Below are 18,687 nucleotides of genomic sequence, written 5' to 3'. Positions count from 1 at the left end.
CTATGTTTAACATGGAGGTGTTTTTTTATGAAACAAATTGTTCGATTTATTGAAGACAACAATATTTCTGAAGAAGAAGTTGCCCAAGCCGCACATATGTCTTTGCGTAACTTTAGAAGGCAGATTCACTCAGAAGATCGTACCCAAGCTAGAATTGTTTTGCTTCTTGCGGATAAACAAAAACAGTCGATTGATTCTATTTTCTTTGGGCAAATGAATAATCAGCCCATCAATTTGGAAGGATTAACAATCACTCAGATTCAAGATATTATAAAATTAGTGCATCCAGAATTATTTACGGATATTAAAAGAAGTAAAAAATTTAAGAAATTTGATTATAATTTACAAACGGATATGGGAGATCGCATGCGCTTTATACGAGAAGTTGTTTTCTCTCTTTCGCAAACGCAATTTGGAAAATATATGGAAGTGACTCGAAATACATCAAAGTATTGGGATGAGGGACAGATCAATGTCGACAAGATCTTTAAAATATCGCAAAGCACAAATGTCAGTATGGACTTTATCATACGCGACAATTATCCATTCACATTACAGACACAAGGGATGAGTGAAGCACTTTATTTAGCTGTTATGACTAGTTGTGTATTGTATCGATTAAGAAATTCAAACGCGTAAAATTTATTTAACTTTTGAGCAATAAAAATTGCTCTTTTTTTCTTGCATAATTTAGGGTTTCCTATATAATAGATTTGTTCTTTTAATGAAACAAAAAGTTTAGTATAAAAAACAAATTAGGAGGGATTGAATGAAAATAGGCAAAAAACTAAAAGAGCTTCGAACCCAGAATGGGTTGACTTTGGAAGAACTTGCGAATCGTAGTGAATTAACAAAAGGCTTTTTATCACAATTAGAGCGCGATTTAACAAGTCCGAATATTTCTGCATTAGAAAATATCTTGGAAGCTCTGGGAACGAATTTAGCGGATTTCTTTCAATCGAGTAAGGAAGAACAAATTGTTTTTCATACTCAGGATTTTTTTGTGAACGAGCAAGAAGATTCTGTTACAGAATATATTGTTCCCAATGCACAAAAGAATCAGATGGAACCGATTCTGTTGACTTTAAGACCAGGGGCAAAGTCACAAGAAGTCAAGGCGCATGAGGGTGAAGAATTTGGCTATGTTTTAAAGGGTAGTATTGTTTTAGTTGTTGGTAATAAAAGGTTAAAGGTTAAATCAAAAGAAACCTTCTATATTACAGGTAAAGAAGGGCATTATTTAGAAAACGTATCGAGTGCAGATGCCAAAGTATTGTGGTTATCTACACCGCCTGTATTTTAATGGACAAGGAGAGAGCATAGATGGAACAAGAAAAGAATAAATTAATTCAATTTCGTCACATTGTGAAAGAATTTGATGGACAAGTTGTATTAAAGGGTATTGATTTAGATATATATGAAAATGAGTTTGTCACTCTATTAGGTCCTAGTGGATGTGGAAAGACAACTTTATTACGTATTTTAGGTGGATTTTTAGAACCAAGTGAAGGACAAGTCATCTTAAATGGAGAAGATATTTGTGAGGTTCCTGCTTATAAGCGTGAGTTGAATACGGTTTTCCAAAAATATGCATTATTCCCTCATATGAATGTATATGACAATATTGCGTTTGGATTGAAAATCAAAAAGATGAGTAAGGATGTCATTGATCAAAAGGTTATGAAAATGTTGAAGCTGATTGGTCTTGAAGGTTTCGAGAATAAAGATGTTACTTTATTATCCGGTGGTCAGCAGCAACGTGTTGCGATTGCGCGTGCCTTAGTGAATGAGCCAAGTGTATTATTGTTAGATGAGCCGCTTAGTGCACTTGATTTAAAGCTTCGTAAAGAGATGCAGTATGAATTGAAAAAGATTCAACAAGAAGTAGGAATCACATTTATTTTCGTTACGCATGACCAGGAAGAAGCACTAACAATGTCAGATAAGATCGTTATTATGAAAGATGGCGAGATTCAACAGGTTGGTAGCCCAGAAGATATTTATAATGAGCCTGTCAATCAATATGTTGCCAAGTTTATTGGTGAAAGTAATATTATTCCGGCTCGTATGATTTGCGATAAAAAAGTTCGCTTTGATGATATTACATTTGATTGTGTGGACGTTGGATATAAAGAAAATGAGCCAGTGGATGTTGTGATTCGTCCAGAAGATATTGATATCGTGGATGTAAAAGATGGCAAGATGACTGGGGAAGTTGAAAGTGTATTATTTAAGGGTGTTCACTATGAAATTATGGTGGAAACTGTACCTGGTACACATGTTACTGTAAATATGCACGTTAATAAGAACTATGCGATCACAAGTGAGGATGGAAAAGAAAAGATTTCTGCCAACGACTTCTATCTAGACTTAGAAGATATGAAGGATATTGATGATAAGGAAATCATTGCGCGTGCGGATGCACAGGCTTGGAATCCAGAAACAGACGAATTTATTTCTATTCATGATATTGATACAGATTTAAAACAAGAAGTTGGAGAATATACGGTTACTTTCTCTACCAACAACAAGACTTCGATCACACGTAAGATTTGGGTTGTAGACCAAAGAGTTGTTGAAAATAAGAAGGCCAATGAAGCCGTATCTGCATTTAACTTCTTTAAAACAGTTGATGAAATCAAGGAATCTATGGCTATTGATACAGATTTGAAGACTTGGGCAAATGCGCAAGGATGGAAGTTGGATGATGAAAATGAAACTGTGGATCTAGATGTAGATTATGATTTTGATCCTGAAACAATTACAGAAGGTGTTTATAAGGTGACTTTCTGGACAACAGGACGTGAATTTAAGATTCATACAACCGATTATGTAGAGGAAGGAAAAGAAGTCGGACTTACTTTCTTTGCAGAAGATATTCATGTTATGGAGAAAATGGGATTTTAGACAATGAAAAAATTTCAACAATTAGCAATCCCTTATATTGTGTGGGCTTGTATTATGTTGTTGCTTCCGATGTTGCTGATTGCGTTTTATTCAGTCATTCAGCAAGGCAACAGTATTGTACATTTCAAGCTTACATTGGATAACTATGTTCGTTTCTTTACAGATAAAGACTTCTTATTGATTCTATGGCGCTCTTTATGGATTGCCATTAAGACAACCATTATTTGTTTGTTGATTGGCTATCCTATCGCATATTTTATTTCAAAGAATAGTCCTAAGATTCAACAAATCTTAGTTCTTGCGATTACACTTCCTACTTGGATCAATATGCTTGTAAGAACATACGCATGGATTGGAATCTTATCAAGTGATGGAATCATCAGTAGCTTTTTAGGTTTGTTTGGAATTCATACAGAACTTTTATATACAGAAGCTGCCGTATTGATTGGTATGGTATATAACTTCTTGCCATTTATGATTCTACAGATCAATACAGCTTTGACGAAGATGGATAAATCTTTATTAGAAGCTGCACAGGATTTGGGGGCCAATAAATTTCAAACTTTCTGGAAAGTTATTTTCCCACTTTCTTTACCTGGCGTTGTTTCAGGTATTACACTTGTATTCTTACCAGCCGTAAGCTCATTCTTTATTCCTAAATTATTGGGTGGAGGACAATTCTTCTTAATTGGTAACGTGATTGAAAATCAATTCATTACTGTTGGAGAATGGAACTTTGGTTCAGCTATCTCAATGATCATGGCTATGATCATGATGCTTCTAATGATGCTTGTAAGAAAACTTGAAGAGCGTAATAAGGAGGAAAAATAGACATGTCGAAAGATAAGAGAGTATTAGGTAAAGTAGGCATGGCTTTATTATTGGTGTTCTTTTATGCACCAATACTATTCATGATTATTTTTTCCTTCAATAGTTCAAAATCATTAACACATTTTACAGGATTCTCATTGCGTTGGTATGAGGCTATGCTTAAAAACCATGGAATGATGGAATCTTTGTATGTCACTATTGTGATTGCGTTATTGGCAACAATTATTTCTACAATCATTGGTACGATTACAGCAATTGGTTTATCAAAGTCAAAAAAAGTATTGCGTGCTTTTGTCAGTCAGGTCAATGATTTTCCAATTATGAACCCTGAAATTGTTACCGCAATCGGATTGATGCTTCTATTTATCACATTCCAGATTGAAAAGGGATTTGTGACATTATTACTTGCACACATCGCTTTCTGTATTCCGTATGTAATTTTGAGTATTATGCCAAAAATCAAATCTTTAGATCCAAACTTGGCAGATGCTGCAATGGATCTTGGAGCTACGCCTTGGCAGGCTTTAGTAAAAGTTATTGTACCTCAAATTATGCCAGGTATTGTTTCGGGTGCTTTGATTGCGTTCACTATGTCTTTTGATGATTTTGTGATTTCATATTTTGTAACAGGTCAAGGCGTGAAAAACTTGAGTATTATGGTATACACAATGTCTAAGCGTATTAATCCAAGTGTAAATGCGATTAGTACATTGGTTGTATTGTTGATCACAATCACATTAACAATTGTGAATGTCTTGCCAATGATTCGTAAAAAGACAAGTCCTTCTAAACAAAATAAACCTTGGAAATGGGCTGTTGCAGGTGTTGTAGTGGTTGGTTTAGTGGCTTCTTTGTTTGGTTTAAATAAATCCGCAAATTCTTTACCTTATGCAGGACAGACTTTACATGTATATAACTGGGGTGAATATACAGGAGAAAATATTATTTCTGGCTTTGAAGAATTAACAGGTGCCAAAGTTGTTATGGATAACTTTGATTCAAACGAACAAATGTATATCAAGGTTGCCAATGGTGATGCATATGATGTATTAGTTCCGAGTGATTATATGATTCAAAGAATGATGCAGGAAGATATGCTTCAAAAATTAGACCCAGAAACACGTAAAGAATGCTTAAGTGAATTGGCTGATGCAATCAAGGGACTTCCTTATGATCCAAAGAATGAATATTCAATTCCTTACTTCTGGGGTACTGTTGGTATTGTGTATGATAAGACAAAAGTATCTGAAGAGGATTTGGAAAAAGATGGATGGGATATTTTCTTAGATCAGAAATTTAAGGGAGATATCTATCTATATGATTCTGAAAGAGATTCATTCATGATGGCATTAAAGGCACTAGGATATTCAATGAATACGACAAGTCAGGATGAATTGAATGCTGCATATAACTGGTTAGTACAGTGTGTTCAGACAATGGAACCAGAAATTGTAACCGATGAAATTATTGATAATATGGCACAGGCTAGAAAGGCTCTTGGATTGATTTATTCTGGAGATGCGGCTTATGTCATGTCTGAAAATGAAAATATGGGATTCTATATGCCAAAGAGTGGAACAAACCTTTGGTCAGATGCGATGGTTATTCCTAAGAATGCGAAAAATCCTAAGCTTGCGAATGAATTTGTTCGTTATATTACTAGCTATGATGCAGCTATGGATAATTCAAGTTATGTTGGATATACTTCACCAAATAAAGAAGTTATGGAAGAACTTGGTGGCAAAGGCGGAGATTATGATGGTATTAACGCATACACACCTCGTTCAGGTTATGACAAGGATGAAGTGTTCCAATATGATGAAGCCACACGTAAAATTATTGCGGATTTGTGGTCAAGAGTTAAGGTGGCTGCAAGTAATGCACATTAGTCGAAGAAATTTTCTTCGACTTTTTTTCATTCTTATAATAGAATGAAGTCATGAATCCGATTATTTTTATTTTATTGTGTTTTGCGGCTCTAGGCTTATTTGACAAGATGTTTAAGAATAGACTGGGATTAGCTGCTTCTTTTGATCGAGGCATCATCACAATGGGCGATTTTATGATGAGTGTAGGAGGCTTTTATTGTATTGCGATAGCCTTTCTAAAGGGTCATGCTGGCTTGTTTGAAAATAAAGAAATGATTATTTCAAGCTTGTTGGCACCAGATCTTGGAGGCTATTCTATTATAGAGTCTATGACACATGCAGATAATGTTCTTGTTTTTTGTGGGGTATTATTAACGTCAACTTTGGGGTGCTTGATTAGTTTTCAATTGCCTATCTTTTTAAATGAACTGGATAAAGATGATTTGAGCCACTATTTAAAAGGTGTGGTCTATGGTATTTTAGGACTATTACCCATTCTTATAGTGAGTGGTTTTTTATTAAAAATTGATCACTTTATCATCTCGTTTTTACCTGTTATTTTTATTTGTGCGATTCTAATTGGCTTGTTCTTTATATCGTTTAAAACACTCATTGTGATTTTAACTTTGTTTTCGAAGCTTGTACAAATTGTTGGATATATATTCTTTTTCCTAGTTTGTCTTACTTTCTTTTTCAATATGAACTTCACAAATGCGACATTGATCAATGAAGCTTTACGCATTGTATTTCAGATGAGTATTATTGTGTGTGGTTCTTTAGTATTTTGTGAAATTGTTTTAAGAAAGTTTTCAAGTCAAATTGAAAGAGTTGGACAGATTTTAAATATTGATAAATATTCAGTGATGGGTATTATCTTATCTTTTGGAACAAGTATTGCGATGTTACCATTATTTAGTAGAATGAATAGGAAGGGTAAAATTTTAAATGCAGCCTTTTCACTAAGTGGAGCCTTTGTGTTTGGTGGACAACTCGGTTTTATTGCCTCAGTCAATCCTACAAGTGTGACTTGGTTTGTGGTTGTGAAGCTATTGGCCGGGATATTAGGCTTAGTTATTGCGAATGTATTGGAGGAATGATTATGAATTATAAGGAATTGATGGAAAAAAGTCGTGAAGTGATGGGGACAAAATTATGTAAGTCTTGTCCTGTTTGTGATGGAAAGGCATGTAAAAATACAGTGCCTGGACCTGGTGCTAAAGGTATTGGGGATGTTGCGATGCGTAACTATGATGCGTGGAAAAATATTCGTGTCAACATGGATACCATTACAGATAATGAATCTGTAAGTACAGAGTTAGAGTTATTTGGTCATACATTTAAATATCCAATTTTTGCAGGTCCTGTAGGAGCTGTGGGAATGCACTATTCAGATGCCTATGATGATAATGGATATAATGATATTTTAGTTAGAGGTTGTATTGATGCAGGGATTTGTGCTTTTACAGGAGATGGAAAAGATCCTAATATTATGATTAATGCGACGCGTATTATTAAAGAAAATAATGGACTTGCGATTCCAACGGTTAAGCCTTGGAGTTTAGAAACATATCTAGAAAAACTAGACTTAGCTTTAAATAGTAATGCATTTGCGGTAGCTATGGATGTGGATGCAGCTGGACTTCCTTTCTTAAAAGGTTGTCAACCACCTGCAGGAAGAATGAATACAGAGCAGTTAAAGGCAATTATTTCAAAAACACCAGTACCATTTATTGTGAAGGGTGTTATGACTGTCAAGGGTGCTTTAAAGGCAAAAGAAGCAGGAGCTAGTGCTATTGTGGTTTCAAATCATGGTGGTCGAGTTCAAGATCAATGTCCTGCAACAGCTGAAGTGCTTGAAGAAATTGTAAAGGCTGTTGATGGCAGTATGAAGATCTTTGTCGATGGAGGACTTCGTAATGGTGTCGATATTTTTAAGGCTTTGGCAATGGGAGCGGATGCCGTCATTGTAGCTCGTCCATTTGTGAATGCGATTTATGGAGCAAAAGAAGAAGGTATTCAAGTTTTAGTGGATAAGCTTGGTAGTGAACTTCAAGATACAATGGAGATGTGTGGAGCTAAAAGCTTAAAGGACATCACTCGTGATATGGTAAGATAGGCAGCTTAAATGCTGTCTTTTTTTGATGAAAAGTAAAAATGTGTAAAATGAGTACTAAAAACCGCGGAAAAATGTGTAAAAACAATACTAAAAAGTCCGAAAAAATGTGCGAAAAAGGTGCCTAAAAGTTCGGAAAAATGTGTAGAAATAACTATTTACTTGATAAGTAAAGAGATTTTAAAAAGGTATCAGTTTTAATTTCTGATACCTTTTCTTAATGAGATAATTGCGAATACAGCGTTGATTAAACACCATACTGACCATATGTATAGGTCAGAATAGTTTCCTGCAAGTATAAAGCCTGTGAGTGTTGCTAAACCAAACAGAATAATAAGTGCAATGTTGGTTCCTTTTGAATTGTTCTTTCTAGATACAATGGATACAATTCCTCCACAAAGCATGCATATAGCTACGACAAGTCCAGCACTGCCACTCGATTGTCCACTTTCTTCTAATGCATTGGCAAGGCCTGCCATCATACTTTGGAACACGACAAATACACTTAATACAATGGAAATGATTCCACTGACTAATTTCCAAGTTTTCATAATAATAAAATCCCCTTTCCTAAGTATATATATACCTTAGAATTGGGGATAATTGGTATGCTCGTGGCATACATTAATGGTGTGTAATGTTTAAAATGTGATTTAAAAGTTTTGGGACTAAGAAAGAAATGTAGAATATGGATCCTGCAGCTAAGATTCCTAACATAAATAATCGCCTCTTTCTTACACCTTTATTGTAGAGTTTTCAATGTTTAAATGGTGTTAAAGAATGAGGCGACATATTAAGATTTCATTAAAAACGTAGGAATTTTTGTACGTCTGAATTTTGCGCTAGAATTAGAATGTTTTCAGATTCTTCAAAAGTGTGTTCAGCACTAGGTAGTGGGTCTAGAATACCGTTGATTTTAGTAGCTAAAATATTGATGTGATATTTTCTTCGAATATCAAGCTCTAACATACTTTTTCCTATCCATGACTTTGGCACAGAAATTTCATAGATTGAATATTCTGGGGTAAGTTGTACATAGTCAAAGATATTTTCACTTGAGAAACGTACGGCTGCCCAATTACCAATTTGTTTTTCAGGATATACAACTTCATCCGCTCCATTACGCAATAAGAATTTAGCGTGTACATCACGTACGGCTCTTGCGACAACAAGTTTAGCACCATGATCTTTTAATAGGGCCGTTGTTTCTAGAGAGCTTTGGAAGTCATCTCCGATGGCTACAACGCAAAGGTCAAAGTTGGATACGCCTAGTGAGTCAATAAAGCTTTCATCGGTAGAATCTCCAATTTGTGCATTTGTGACATAAGTAAGGACTTTGTTGATTTTGGCTTCACTTTTATCAATAGCTAAAACGTCATGTCCTAGATCATATAGTTTTTGTGCCATGTGACGTCCAAAACGTCCCATTCCAATAATTAATACAGATTTCATATTTCCTCCATTATCCAATTGTGATATTTTCTTGTGGTAAATTTGCGTTTGCGACAACTTGATGTTTAGAAATGGCTAAAAGTAAGGTTAATCCTCCAACTCTTCCAAAGAACATCAAGAAAATTAAAATGCAGTGAGATGCACTTGATAGTGTGGGTGTGATTCCTAATGTAAGTCCAACGGTTCCAATGGCAGAGGCGGCTTCAAATAGAGCGTCTAGAATTGGCAGTTGATCAAAGGCTGAAATTAAGAATGTACCTGTAAAGAATAATACCATAAACAACATAAATAAGGCTGTGGCATTGTTTAATGTGTCCATAGAAATTCTTCTTCCAAAACATTGTGGGTTTTGTTTATGATTGAACACAGCACGAATACTTAGAATCAATACAGCGAGTGTTGTTGTTTTAAAACCTCCGGCTGTACCTTGTGGACTTCCTCCTATCAACATAAGTAGTGTCATAAAGAGGATGCTGCTTTGGTTCATTTTGTTTAAATCAACCGTATTAAAGCCGGCTGTTCTTGGGGATACGGCTTGGAAAATAGAAACATTGATTTGATCGGATAAACTCATATTCCAATGGCTAAAGTCATTGATGTAGAAGTAGAGTGTACTCATAATCAATAGAGTTACTGTCGTAAATAGGACGACTTTAGATTGTAAGGAATATTTGTGTAAATGATGTTTGTATTGAACAACATCTTTCCAGACAAAGAAGCCTAAACCGCCAAGTATGATAAGTGCTGCGATAACGTTGGATACAAGAATGTCGCTTGAATAACTTGTCAAAGATGAATAGGCTTGATTTGTGCCCATTAAGTCAAATCCGGCATTACAGAAAGCGGAAATAGAATGGAATATGGAATACCATATGCCTTTGACTAGGCCAAAGCGAGGCAAAAATCGAATGCCTAATAAAATGGCTCCCAATGCTTCTACGCATAAGGTAGCTTTAAGAATCCATTTTGTGTTTCGAATAATACCGCCTAGTTTTGGTGCGGAAATCGATTGTTGCATAAAGTATCTTTGTTTAAAACCAATTTTTTTACCACCCAAAACAGATAGGATTATGGCCATAGTAATTACGCCCATACCTCCAATTTGAATGAGTGTTATAATGACAAGTTGTCCAAATGGGGACCAGTATTGTGAAGTGTCATGCATAATCAGTCCGGTTACGCAGGAGGCACTTGTTGAAGTGAATAATGCATCTAAAAAGGGTGCGCCCTTTCCATTGTTTGTTGAAAATGGAAGCATAAGCAGGCAGGCGCCAACCAATATCATAGTCGCAAAACTGAGGATGATCATTTGTCCTGGTGTAATGCGATTCATACGTTTCTTAAACATAAAACCACCTATCCTAATATCTCAACACATTCTACACTAGTCTGTATTAAGATTTCATAAAAATATTCTAACACTATGTTAAGACAATGTTAAGATGGATGATTCTTTGAGGGCTTGTGTTATACTTGTCGTATGGCTAGTGTATTAATATGTTTATCGACTTCAAAATATAATTCAAGAGTGATTGAAAAAGGCGTTCAAATTGCGAAGAATAATCATGCGACGTTGAGTGCTATTTATGTGCAGACACCAAAAGACGAAAGTATGAGTGCGGCATCAAAGAGTTGTTTGCGTGAAAATATTAAGTTTGCGGAGAGTAAGGGAGCTAAAGTTACAATTCTTTATGGGCACAATAAGATTCAGCAGATTGTAGAATATGTGGCTATTTCACAAGTGGATTGCGTAGTTTTAGAAAAGAGTCTTGCCAAACAGGCTTTATTTAAATTGCATGATATTGATGTATATTCTGTGAATTATCCACAGGATTATCGTCGCTTGTTTTATTTTGATTTTAATTCTTTTAATTTTTCATTAAAAGATATGTTAAAGATGATTTTGATTCTTGTGCTTTGTACACTTATTGGCAAGGGCTTTATGCACTTTCAATTCTTGATTACGACACCCATTATGATTTATATCTTGGGAATTGTGTTTGTATCTATATGGACAAGTGGATATATCTATAGTTTATTGGCATCTTTGATTTCTGTATTATGTTTTAACTTTTTCTTTACATATCCCTATTTTTCTTTATTGAGTGATCCAAGCTATATTACGACATATATTGTGATGTTTGTGGTGGCTATGTCTTCAAGTTCTTTAATGACGCGCTTAAAGAAGCAATCTTTCGAGAATGCCAAACAAGTGTATCGTACACAAGTCTTATTGGAGATGAGTCAAATGCTTCAAAAGGCCAATGATATGAATGCGATTTATGCGTCTATGTTAAAACAGCTACATAAATTGTTGGATACAGATCTAGTGTTATATCCACATAATGATGAGCCTATTTTACTTGGACAATGTCCAATTGAGACGGGTATTGTGGCTTGGGTATATGAAAATAGACATGAAGCCGGTAAAACAACAAGTTATCATTCGGATTCAATGTGTTTATATTTACCTATTAATGGAACGCATGAAGTATTAGGTGTGGTTGGAATTGTATTAAAAGATAAGATGGATTCTTTTGAAAAGAATTTATGGCTTGCGATATTGGATGAGTGTGGTATGGCTTTAGAGAAGGAAAGAATTCGTTTAGAAAATCTAAAGATTGAGCAGCAAGCTAAACAAGAGGCGTTGCGTGCCGATTTATTGCGTATGATTTCGCATGATTTAAGAACGCCATTAACATCTATTTCTGGTAATGCAGGTTTATTGTTGGAAAATGAGAATGCGTTTTCTTTAGAAAAGAAGAAAGAATTGTATCAGGATATTTATAATGATGCGATGTGGCTTTATGATTTGGTGGAAAATTTATTATTTATAACTCGTATTGAAAATGGTACGATGCAGTTGAATCTACAACCAGAAATGATTGAGGATATTTTTAGAGAGGCAATTCATCATTTGGGACGTAATAAGCGTAATCATAATATTTCTATGCATTTAGAGGATGATTTATTGATGGCCAATATGGATGCGCGTTTGATTATTCAAGTATTAGTGAATTTAATGAATAATGCGATCAAGTATACGCCTGAAAATTCAAATATTATTTTAAGTGCAAAACGAGTTGAGAATAAGATATTAATAGAGGTTCAAGATGATGGAAATGGTGTTTTGCATCCAGATCAATTGTTTGAAATGTTCTACACGGAAAATAATCATAGTGGAGATACAAGACGAGGAATGGGTCTAGGATTATCTTTGTGTAAGTCGATTGTTTTAGCGCATGGTGGTAAGATTTGGGTAGAGAATGTAAAGCCTCATGGTGCTTGTTTTAAATTCTTATTGGAGGCAGTGGAGGTGAATCTTTATGAATAAAGTACAAATATTAGTTATTGAAGATGATGTTGCGGTAGGGAATTTGATTACGACAACGCTTGAGATGGAAAACTATCAGTTTCGCCTGGCAAAAACAGCTAAACAAGGTATTATGAGTGTTCTTTCTTATAATCCTGATATTATGCTTCTAGATTTAGGTTTACCGGATATGGATGGTTTGGAAGTGATCAAGAAGGTTCGTTCTTGGTCGAATATTCCAATTATTGTCGTTTCGGCAAGAAGTGAAGACCAAGATAAAGTACAAGCTTTAGATTTAGGGGCCGATGACTATTTGACAAAACCATTTTCAGTGGATGAATTGTTGGCAAGGCTAAGAGTAACGATTCGAAGATTAAATAATAGTCAGACGACAAGTGTCAATGAGAGTGTATATGAAAATGGAGATTTGACAATCAATTATGCGCAGGGGTGTGTATATGAGAATGGTCGTGAGATCCATTTAACGCCGATTGAATATAAATTATTGTGTGTTTTAGCTAAAAATACCGATAAAGTGTTGACTCATAATTATATTATGGGTGAAGTATGGGGGAGTGTTCAAGGAACAGAAACTCCAAGTCTAAGAGTGTTTATGGCAACTTTGCGTAAAAAGATTGAGCCGGATACTTCAAATCCTAAATATATTCAGACGCATGTAGGGGTTGGATATCGTATGTTGCGTCAGACAGAAAAACCAGGGCAAACGAGCGGATCACTATCATAATGGTAGGGTTCGCTTTTAATTTCTAATAATATCCTTGCGATGTAATATTAATAATGATATATTTTAAGTAACTTAGAGGATTATGGATAAAAAGAAGCTTATAATTCTCTAAAATGCATAGTTTTAATGTGACTTTAGAGGATTAGGAGGAGTTTTAGATGATTGGACGTAAAAAAGAACAAATAATATTGCGAAATTGTTTAGAGTCACCAAGAGCAGAATTTGTGGTTGTTTATGGTAGACGAAGAGTAGGGAAGACTTTTCTGATTAAAGAATATTTTAATAATTCATTTGCGTTTTATGCCACAGGAATATCAAACGCAAAAACAAAAGAACAGTTAAAGATATTTAATGGCAGTCTTATGGAATATGGATTTTCAGATAAGAAACAGCCTAAGGACTGGTATGAAGCTTTTACAAGATTGAAACAACTCCTTCTTAATGAAAATGTAAGAAGAGATCCGGTCAGTGGCAAAAAGGTTGTTTTTTTAGATGAATTGCCATGGATGGATACAGTAAGATCAGATTTTAAAAGTGCTCTTGAGTATTTTTGGAACAGTTTTGCATCAACACAAAATGATTTGTTGCTGATTGTGTGTGGTTCTGCTACATCATGGATTATCAATAATCTTCTTGGAGATAGGGGTGGTTTTTACAATCGAATCACAAGACAGATACATTTGTTTCCCTTTACTTTAAAAGAGTGTGAAGATTTATATCGCTTGAATGGTGTACAGATGACAAGACAGCAAGTGATAGAAAGTTATATGGTATTTGGAGGAATACCTTATTACTTGAATTGTTTTGATAAACGTCTTAGTTTGGCACAAAATATAGATGAATTATTATTTAAAGAAAATGGACAACTATATTATGAGTATGACATGCTTTTAAAGTCATTGTTTAAAAACTATGAAAGACATGCTGCAATAATAGATGCGCTAGCTCAAAGTAAATGTGGAATGCAAAGGACTGATTTGGCTAAAATCGAAAAAATAGGTGATGGCGAACCTCTTACGAAAGCGCTGAATGAGTTGGAACAAAGTGGCTTTATTAGAAAGTATAAGAATTATGCAAAGGCAAAAAGTAAATTCTATTTTCAATTGATAGATCCTTTTATGAATTTTTGCTTTAAATTCATAAAGAAAAGAGATTATGGCAGTTGGATGTCATATATAAACACTCCTAGTTATTTTTCTTGGTCTGGCAATGCGTTTGAACTTGTATGCTTATTGCATGTAGATCAAATTAAAAATGCACTAGGTATATCTGGAGTTGAGACGATGGAATATGCTTGGAGGAGTTCTAAAAAGGAAAATGGAGCACAGATCGATTTGTTAATTGATAGAAAAGATGGTGTGATGAATGTATGTGAGATAAAATACACATTGCTTCCTTTTGAAATTGATTCAAAATATGAATTGGAACTTAAAAACAAACTTGCCGTATTTATGAGCGAGACCAACTGTAATAAAGCTTTGCATTTGACTATGGTTTCTGCAAATGGACTAAAGCACAATGCGCATAGTGGAATAGTACAAAATGAGATAAGTGGGGAAGATTTGTTTTCTTGAAAAACTTAAGGGTTCAAAAAATAAAAAGGAGAGTAAGACGATAAATCAGGATTGTCTTACTCTTCTTGCTAGTGCCTTCTCATGTTTAGATAGAGTGAAATAATAATTGTAATAACGCCAATTGTGAAGAGTGCCATAATGGTTTTATTGATGCATAAAAGGATCAATATACTAAATAGGCTGACAATCGCAAATAGGAAGAGTTCAATTTTTAATAGAATAGGATACATCAACAATGAATCGCGAAAACTAATTTTTTCGTATTGTGGTTCATTGTTTTTTAATAGTCTTTTTTCGTATATAAATAGAATTTGGCTAAAGAGCACGACAAAAACAAGGTATACAAGATTAAAAAAGATTTCTTTTGAGAAGAGTGCACTGCACGTTAAAAACATGACAAGAATGGTTCCGATTCTTGGCAGGTACACGTAATAATTATATTTCATATGGTTATTTCCTTTCTTTTATTATGCCACAAATCATATCACTTGAAATATACCTATATGGGGTATATTATTATGGGCGAGGTGAAATATATGGGGGATTGTTGTCATAAAAAACATCAGCCTAGAGATGAGAAAGAAATCAAGCAGTTAACGAATCGTCTTCATCGCATGGTAGGACAATTAAATGGAATTGAGAATATGTTGAAGGAGAATCGTTATTGTGGAGATATCTTGGTGCAGGTAGCGGCTGTAGAGAGTGCTTTACAGGCATTTGGATATATTGTTTTGCAGGAACACTTAAATACGTGTGTGGTTGAGGATGTTCAAAATGGAAATACAGAAATCATGAGTGAGGTTATGGATTTAGTAAAGAAGTTAAAGTAGGTGGTTTTAATGGAAGAAAAATTTGATGTGACAGGCATGACGTGTGCGGCTTGTCAAGCTAATGTGACAAGGGCAGTTTCTAAATTAGATGGAGTTCATCATTGTGATGTTTCTTTATTATCGAATTCAATGAAGGTTGAATTTGATCAAGATAAAGTGAATGAACAGACGATTTGTGAAGTTGTAAAACAAATTGGTTATGGAGCAAGTGTTCATGGTGAAAAGGGCGAGGTTCGTAAGGAATGGCAAAATCGTCAGGACAGGGTTGAATCGGATCAAAGAAGTGCTAAACAAAGATTGATTTTGAGTTTAGTTTTATTGGTTCCTTTACTTCTAATTGCGATGGAACCCATGGTAGGTCTTCCAATTTTAGAGGGTATGGAATGGATGATGGTTTCAGCTTTAACACAGTTGATTCTATGTCTATTTATATTATTTATTCAAAGACATTTCTTTATTACAGGATTTAAGGCTTTAATAAAAAAATCCGCAAACATGGATTCTTTGGTTGCGATGGGTTCAGGTGCAAGCTTTGTGTATGGCTTAGTCGGTATTTATCAAATGGCTTATTATTTTGGTGTGCAAAATATGGAAATGGCTCATATGGCTATGCACTCTTTGTATTTTGAATCGGCTGCAACCATTGTGACTTTGGTGAGTGTTGGAAAGTATTTGGAGTCTAGATCAAAGGCAAAAACGAGTGATGCCTTAGATAAGTTAGTGGATTTGGCACCAAAAAATGCGACTGTTTTAAGGGATGGTAAAGAGGTTGTTGTTTCAAGTGAAAGTATTCGAATTCATGATATAGTTGTGATTCGTCCAGGTCAAAGAATTCCGGTGGATGGCAAAGTCATTTCAGGAACAGGTTATGTGGATCAGTCAGCGATTACAGGTGAGAGTCTTCCAATCGAAAAGAATGTGGGGGATTCCGTTATTTCGGCTACCATGAATGAGAATGGTACGTTTCAGTTTGAGGCTGAAAAGGTTGGTGAGGATACAACTTTAGCAAAGATCATTCAGTTAGTGGATGATGCGGGTAATTCAAAAGCTCCAATCGCTCGTTTGGCAGATAAAGTGAGTGGTGTATTTGTCCCAGTGGTGATTGCGATTGCGCTAATTACATTTGTTGCATGGTTAGTGAGTGGTCAAACGATTCAATTTGCGTTATCGAATGCGATTAGTGTATTGGTTATTTCTTGTCCTTGTGCCTTAGGTTTAGCTACGCCTGTTGCGATCATGGTTGGTACGGGTAAGGCGGCTGAGAATGGTATTTTAATTAAGTCAGCTGCCATATTAGAACAACTACATTCAATCGATACAATCGTATTGGATAAGACGGGTACGATTACTTCAGGAAAGCCAAGTGTTCAGGATATTAAGTTGTATACAAATATAAGTACGAATGACTTTATTTCGGTTGCGGCAAGCTTAGAGAGTGGGTCTTTACATCCTTTAGGACAGGCCATTGTAGAATATGCGAAGGATAAGAATATAAAGATTCAACAAATAGAAAACTTCACAAATATTTCGGGTCGTGGTATTCAGGCTAAGTTAAATGGGCATGTGTATTTGGCTGGAAATAAAAGGTTATTGGAAGAAAATAACATTGAACTAAACAAGACAGTATTAAGTGATTTAGATGCTTATGCAAGTTTAGGTCAAACTCCATTGATTTTTGTGGAAGACGATACTGTAATTGGACTTGTGAGCGTGGCCGATACAGTTCGTAGTACAAGTAAGGTTGCCTTAGAACAGTTTAAACAAAAGAATATGCATGTGGTTATGTTGACTGGAGACAATCAAAAGACGGCGAATGCGATTGGTAAATCTTTAAGTGTGGATGAAGTAATCAGTGATGTATTGCCACAAGATAAAGAGAGTGTAATTCGTAAGCTTCAAGAACAAGGTAGGAAGGTTATGATGGTGGGTGATGGTATCAATGATGCGCCTGCTTTAATGCGTGCTGATATTGGAGTTGCGATTGGTGCTGGAACGGATATTGCCTTGGATAGTGCGGACGTGATTTTAATGAAGAGTTCTTTGGAGGATGTAGTAACTTCAATTGATTTATCAAATGATGTCATCAAGAATATCAAGATGAATTTATTCTGGGCTTTCTTCTATAACATTCTAGGAATTCCAGTTGCGGCAGGCCTATTGTATCCGGCATTTGGCTTAAGATTATCACCGATGATCGGTTCTGCATGTATGTCTTTGAGTAGTGTTTGTGTTGTCACTAACGCATTGAGACTTCGTTATTTTAAACCTAAAGTTCAAAGTGAAGAGGTAAAAACATATACAATGCATATTGATGGTATGTCTTGTGGGCATTGTGCATGGTTGGTAGAGGATGCCTTAAAGAAGGTTCCAAATGTAAAAGATGTGCGTGTGGATTATAATTTAGGTAAGGCTGATATTGATTATGTGCAACAAGTAAATGAGATAGCTTTAAAACAAGCGGTTAAGGATGCGGGTTATATTCCCGTTGAATATAAGGAGGAAAAGAAAATGAAAAAAGTAGTAACAGTAGATGGTATGATGTGCATGCATTGTGTGGCACACGTAAAGGATGCGTTAAGTAAAGTGGAAGGTGTAAGTGATGTAGTGGTTAGTTTAGATGAAAAAACAGCTACATTAAATTGCACAGAGAATGTTACAGATCAGATGTTGAGTGATGCCGTAACAAATGCGGGATATACTGTGATTTCTGTAAAATAGAGAATCATAAAAATAAAAAAAGTCAAGACTTGTAAGCGGATTCAGAATATTCTATGATAGACGTCGAGGGAGACGCAAAATGGAATGTTTTATTGATGGGAAATCCACTTGTGAAAGAACTTTCTGGAATCGTTTGAATGTTTTGGCAAACTTTCAACAAAAAGAAATGATAATGGATGGATTGAAAGTTCGTGTTGCAGAAAGTATATATTGGATTCAACCAAAGAAAGGATAGTTCGTTTGAATTATTCTTTTTTTTGACAGTTAAATTAAGTGAAAGTCTTGATGTATGCTTTATATAAAGTAAAAATAGATATTTTTAGCATGCATAAAATG

General features: G+C 35.1%; 16 protein-coding genes. 13 read left to right on the top strand and 3 right to left on the bottom strand.

Annotated features, from left to right (window positions below; translation table 11 throughout):
* Positions 1-27 precede the first annotated feature (27 nt).
* The 7 genes from Q0E86_RS07190 (at position 28) to Q0E86_RS07160 (ending at position 7,722) form a co-directional block, all read left to right on the top strand.
* Entirely contained in the window at positions 28-639 is a 612-nt protein-coding gene (locus tag Q0E86_RS07190) for a hypothetical protein (RefSeq protein ID WP_295755713.1), read from the top strand.
* A gap of 130 nt (positions 640-769) precedes the next feature.
* Positions 770-1,303, top strand: a complete 534-nt coding sequence (locus Q0E86_RS07185) for a cupin domain-containing protein (RefSeq protein ID WP_295755711.1) — start codon at positions 770-772, stop codon at positions 1,301-1,303.
* A gap of 20 nt (positions 1,304-1,323) precedes the next feature.
* Complete coding sequence (locus Q0E86_RS07180; RefSeq protein WP_003865298.1) at positions 1,324-2,907, top strand: ABC transporter ATP-binding protein; 1,584 nt, start codon at positions 1,324-1,326, stop codon at positions 2,905-2,907.
* Positions 2,908-2,910: 3 nt separating this feature from the next.
* Entirely contained in the window at positions 2,911-3,738 is an 828-nt protein-coding gene (locus tag Q0E86_RS07175) for an ABC transporter permease (protein WP_118011557.1), read from the top strand.
* Between the two features lie 2 nt (positions 3,739-3,740).
* Positions 3,741-5,627 (top strand): extracellular solute-binding protein, encoded by a 1,887-nt coding sequence (locus Q0E86_RS07170; RefSeq protein WP_295755709.1) that lies wholly within the window; start codon positions 3,741-3,743, stop codon positions 5,625-5,627.
* A gap of 50 nt (positions 5,628-5,677) precedes the next feature.
* Positions 5,678-6,703 (top strand): ethanolamine utilization protein EutH, encoded by a 1,026-nt coding sequence (eutH, locus tag Q0E86_RS07165; protein ID WP_295755707.1) that lies wholly within the window; start codon positions 5,678-5,680, stop codon positions 6,701-6,703.
* A 2-nt stretch (positions 6,704-6,705) separates the two neighbouring features.
* On the top strand, positions 6,706-7,722 hold the full coding sequence (locus tag Q0E86_RS07160; RefSeq protein WP_295755706.1) for an alpha-hydroxy-acid oxidizing protein: 1,017 nt from the start codon (positions 6,706-6,708) through the stop codon (positions 7,720-7,722).
* 194 nt (positions 7,723-7,916) lie between these two features.
* Here the strand turns inward: Q0E86_RS07160 and Q0E86_RS07155 are convergent, their stop codons facing one another.
* The 3 genes from Q0E86_RS07155 to Q0E86_RS07145 all read right to left on the bottom strand — a co-directional run bounded on the left by Q0E86_RS07155 (position 7,917) and on the right by Q0E86_RS07145 (position 10,519).
* Entirely contained in the window at positions 7,917-8,270 is a 354-nt protein-coding gene (locus Q0E86_RS07155; RefSeq protein ID WP_295755704.1) for a hypothetical protein, read from the bottom strand.
* 253 nt (positions 8,271-8,523) lie between these two features.
* Positions 8,524-9,171 (bottom strand): TrkA family potassium uptake protein, encoded by a 648-nt coding sequence (locus Q0E86_RS07150; RefSeq protein WP_295755702.1) that lies wholly within the window; start codon positions 9,169-9,171, stop codon positions 8,524-8,526.
* A 10-nt stretch (positions 9,172-9,181) separates the two neighbouring features.
* A complete protein-coding gene (locus Q0E86_RS07145; RefSeq protein ID WP_295755700.1) occupies positions 9,182-10,519 on the bottom strand; it encodes a TrkH family potassium uptake protein in 1,338 nt (445 codons plus the stop codon).
* 132 nt (positions 10,520-10,651) lie between these two features.
* On the opposite strand from Q0E86_RS07145, the gene Q0E86_RS07140 reads away from it, so the two are divergent.
* From Q0E86_RS07140 to Q0E86_RS07115, 6 genes are all read left to right on the top strand, one after another.
* Positions 10,652-12,505: a DUF4118 domain-containing protein gene (locus tag Q0E86_RS07140; RefSeq protein ID WP_295755699.1), complete on the top strand. Its 1,854-nt coding sequence runs from the start codon at positions 10,652-10,654 to the stop codon at positions 12,503-12,505.
* The gene (locus tag Q0E86_RS07135; RefSeq protein ID WP_295755697.1) at positions 12,498-13,229 is read left to right on the top strand and encodes a response regulator; all 732 of its coding nucleotides are present in this window, start codon (positions 12,498-12,500) and stop codon (positions 13,227-13,229) included. The genes Q0E86_RS07140 and Q0E86_RS07135 overlap by 8 nt, the downstream gene beginning before the upstream one ends.
* 158 nt (positions 13,230-13,387) lie before the next feature.
* A complete protein-coding gene (locus Q0E86_RS07130; protein WP_295755696.1) occupies positions 13,388-14,803 on the top strand; it encodes an ATP-binding protein in 1,416 nt (471 codons plus the stop codon).
* Between the two features lie 518 nt (positions 14,804-15,321).
* Positions 15,322-15,633 (top strand): metal-sensing transcriptional repressor, encoded by a 312-nt coding sequence (locus Q0E86_RS07125; RefSeq protein ID WP_295755694.1) that lies wholly within the window; start codon positions 15,322-15,324, stop codon positions 15,631-15,633.
* A gap of 9 nt (positions 15,634-15,642) precedes the next feature.
* A complete protein-coding gene (locus Q0E86_RS07120; protein WP_295755692.1) occupies positions 15,643-18,351 on the top strand; it encodes a heavy metal translocating P-type ATPase in 2,709 nt (902 codons plus the stop codon).
* A gap of 79 nt (positions 18,352-18,430) precedes the next feature.
* Complete coding sequence (locus tag Q0E86_RS07115; RefSeq protein ID WP_158551044.1) at positions 18,431-18,586, top strand: hypothetical protein; 156 nt, start codon at positions 18,431-18,433, stop codon at positions 18,584-18,586.
* The last annotated feature ends 101 nt before the right edge of the window (positions 18,587-18,687 follow it).

Origin of the sequence: uncultured Holdemanella sp., from assembly GCF_934754935.1 — a bacterium.
GTDB lineage: Bacteria > Bacillota_I > Bacilli_A > Erysipelotrichales > Erysipelotrichaceae > Holdemanella.
This window is presented reverse-complemented; position numbering and strand designations above follow the sequence as displayed.

Coding starts and splice junctions, on each gene's coding strand:
- Q0E86_RS07190 (WP_295755713.1), top strand. CDS start 28: ATGAAACAAATTGTTCGATTTATTGAAGACAACAATATTTCTGAAGAA.
- Q0E86_RS07185 (WP_295755711.1), top strand. CDS start 770: ATGAAAATAGGCAAAAAACTAAAAGAGCTTCGAACCCAGAATGGGTTG.
- Q0E86_RS07180 (WP_003865298.1), top strand. CDS start 1,324: ATGGAACAAGAAAAGAATAAATTAATTCAATTTCGTCACATTGTGAAA.
- Q0E86_RS07175 (WP_118011557.1), top strand. CDS start 2,911: ATGAAAAAATTTCAACAATTAGCAATCCCTTATATTGTGTGGGCTTGT.
- Q0E86_RS07170 (WP_295755709.1), top strand. CDS start 3,741: ATGTCGAAAGATAAGAGAGTATTAGGTAAAGTAGGCATGGCTTTATTA.
- eutH (WP_295755707.1), top strand. CDS start 5,678: ATGAATCCGATTATTTTTATTTTATTGTGTTTTGCGGCTCTAGGCTTA.
- Q0E86_RS07160 (WP_295755706.1), top strand. CDS start 6,706: ATGAATTATAAGGAATTGATGGAAAAAAGTCGTGAAGTGATGGGGACA.
- Q0E86_RS07155 (WP_295755704.1), bottom strand. CDS start 8,270: ATGAAAACTTGGAAATTAGTCAGTGGAATCATTTCCATTGTATTAAGT.
- Q0E86_RS07150 (WP_295755702.1), bottom strand. CDS start 9,171: ATGAAATCTGTATTAATTATTGGAATGGGACGTTTTGGACGTCACATG.
- Q0E86_RS07145 (WP_295755700.1), bottom strand. CDS start 10,519: ATGTTTAAGAAACGTATGAATCGCATTACACCAGGACAAATGATCATC.
- Q0E86_RS07140 (WP_295755699.1), top strand. CDS start 10,652: ATGGCTAGTGTATTAATATGTTTATCGACTTCAAAATATAATTCAAGA.
- Q0E86_RS07135 (WP_295755697.1), top strand. CDS start 12,498: ATGAATAAAGTACAAATATTAGTTATTGAAGATGATGTTGCGGTAGGG.
- Q0E86_RS07130 (WP_295755696.1), top strand. CDS start 13,388: ATGATTGGACGTAAAAAAGAACAAATAATATTGCGAAATTGTTTAGAG.
- Q0E86_RS07125 (WP_295755694.1), top strand. CDS start 15,322: ATGGGCGAGGTGAAATATATGGGGGATTGTTGTCATAAAAAACATCAG.
- Q0E86_RS07120 (WP_295755692.1), top strand. CDS start 15,643: ATGGAAGAAAAATTTGATGTGACAGGCATGACGTGTGCGGCTTGTCAA.
- Q0E86_RS07115 (WP_158551044.1), top strand. CDS start 18,431: ATGGAATGTTTTATTGATGGGAAATCCACTTGTGAAAGAACTTTCTGG.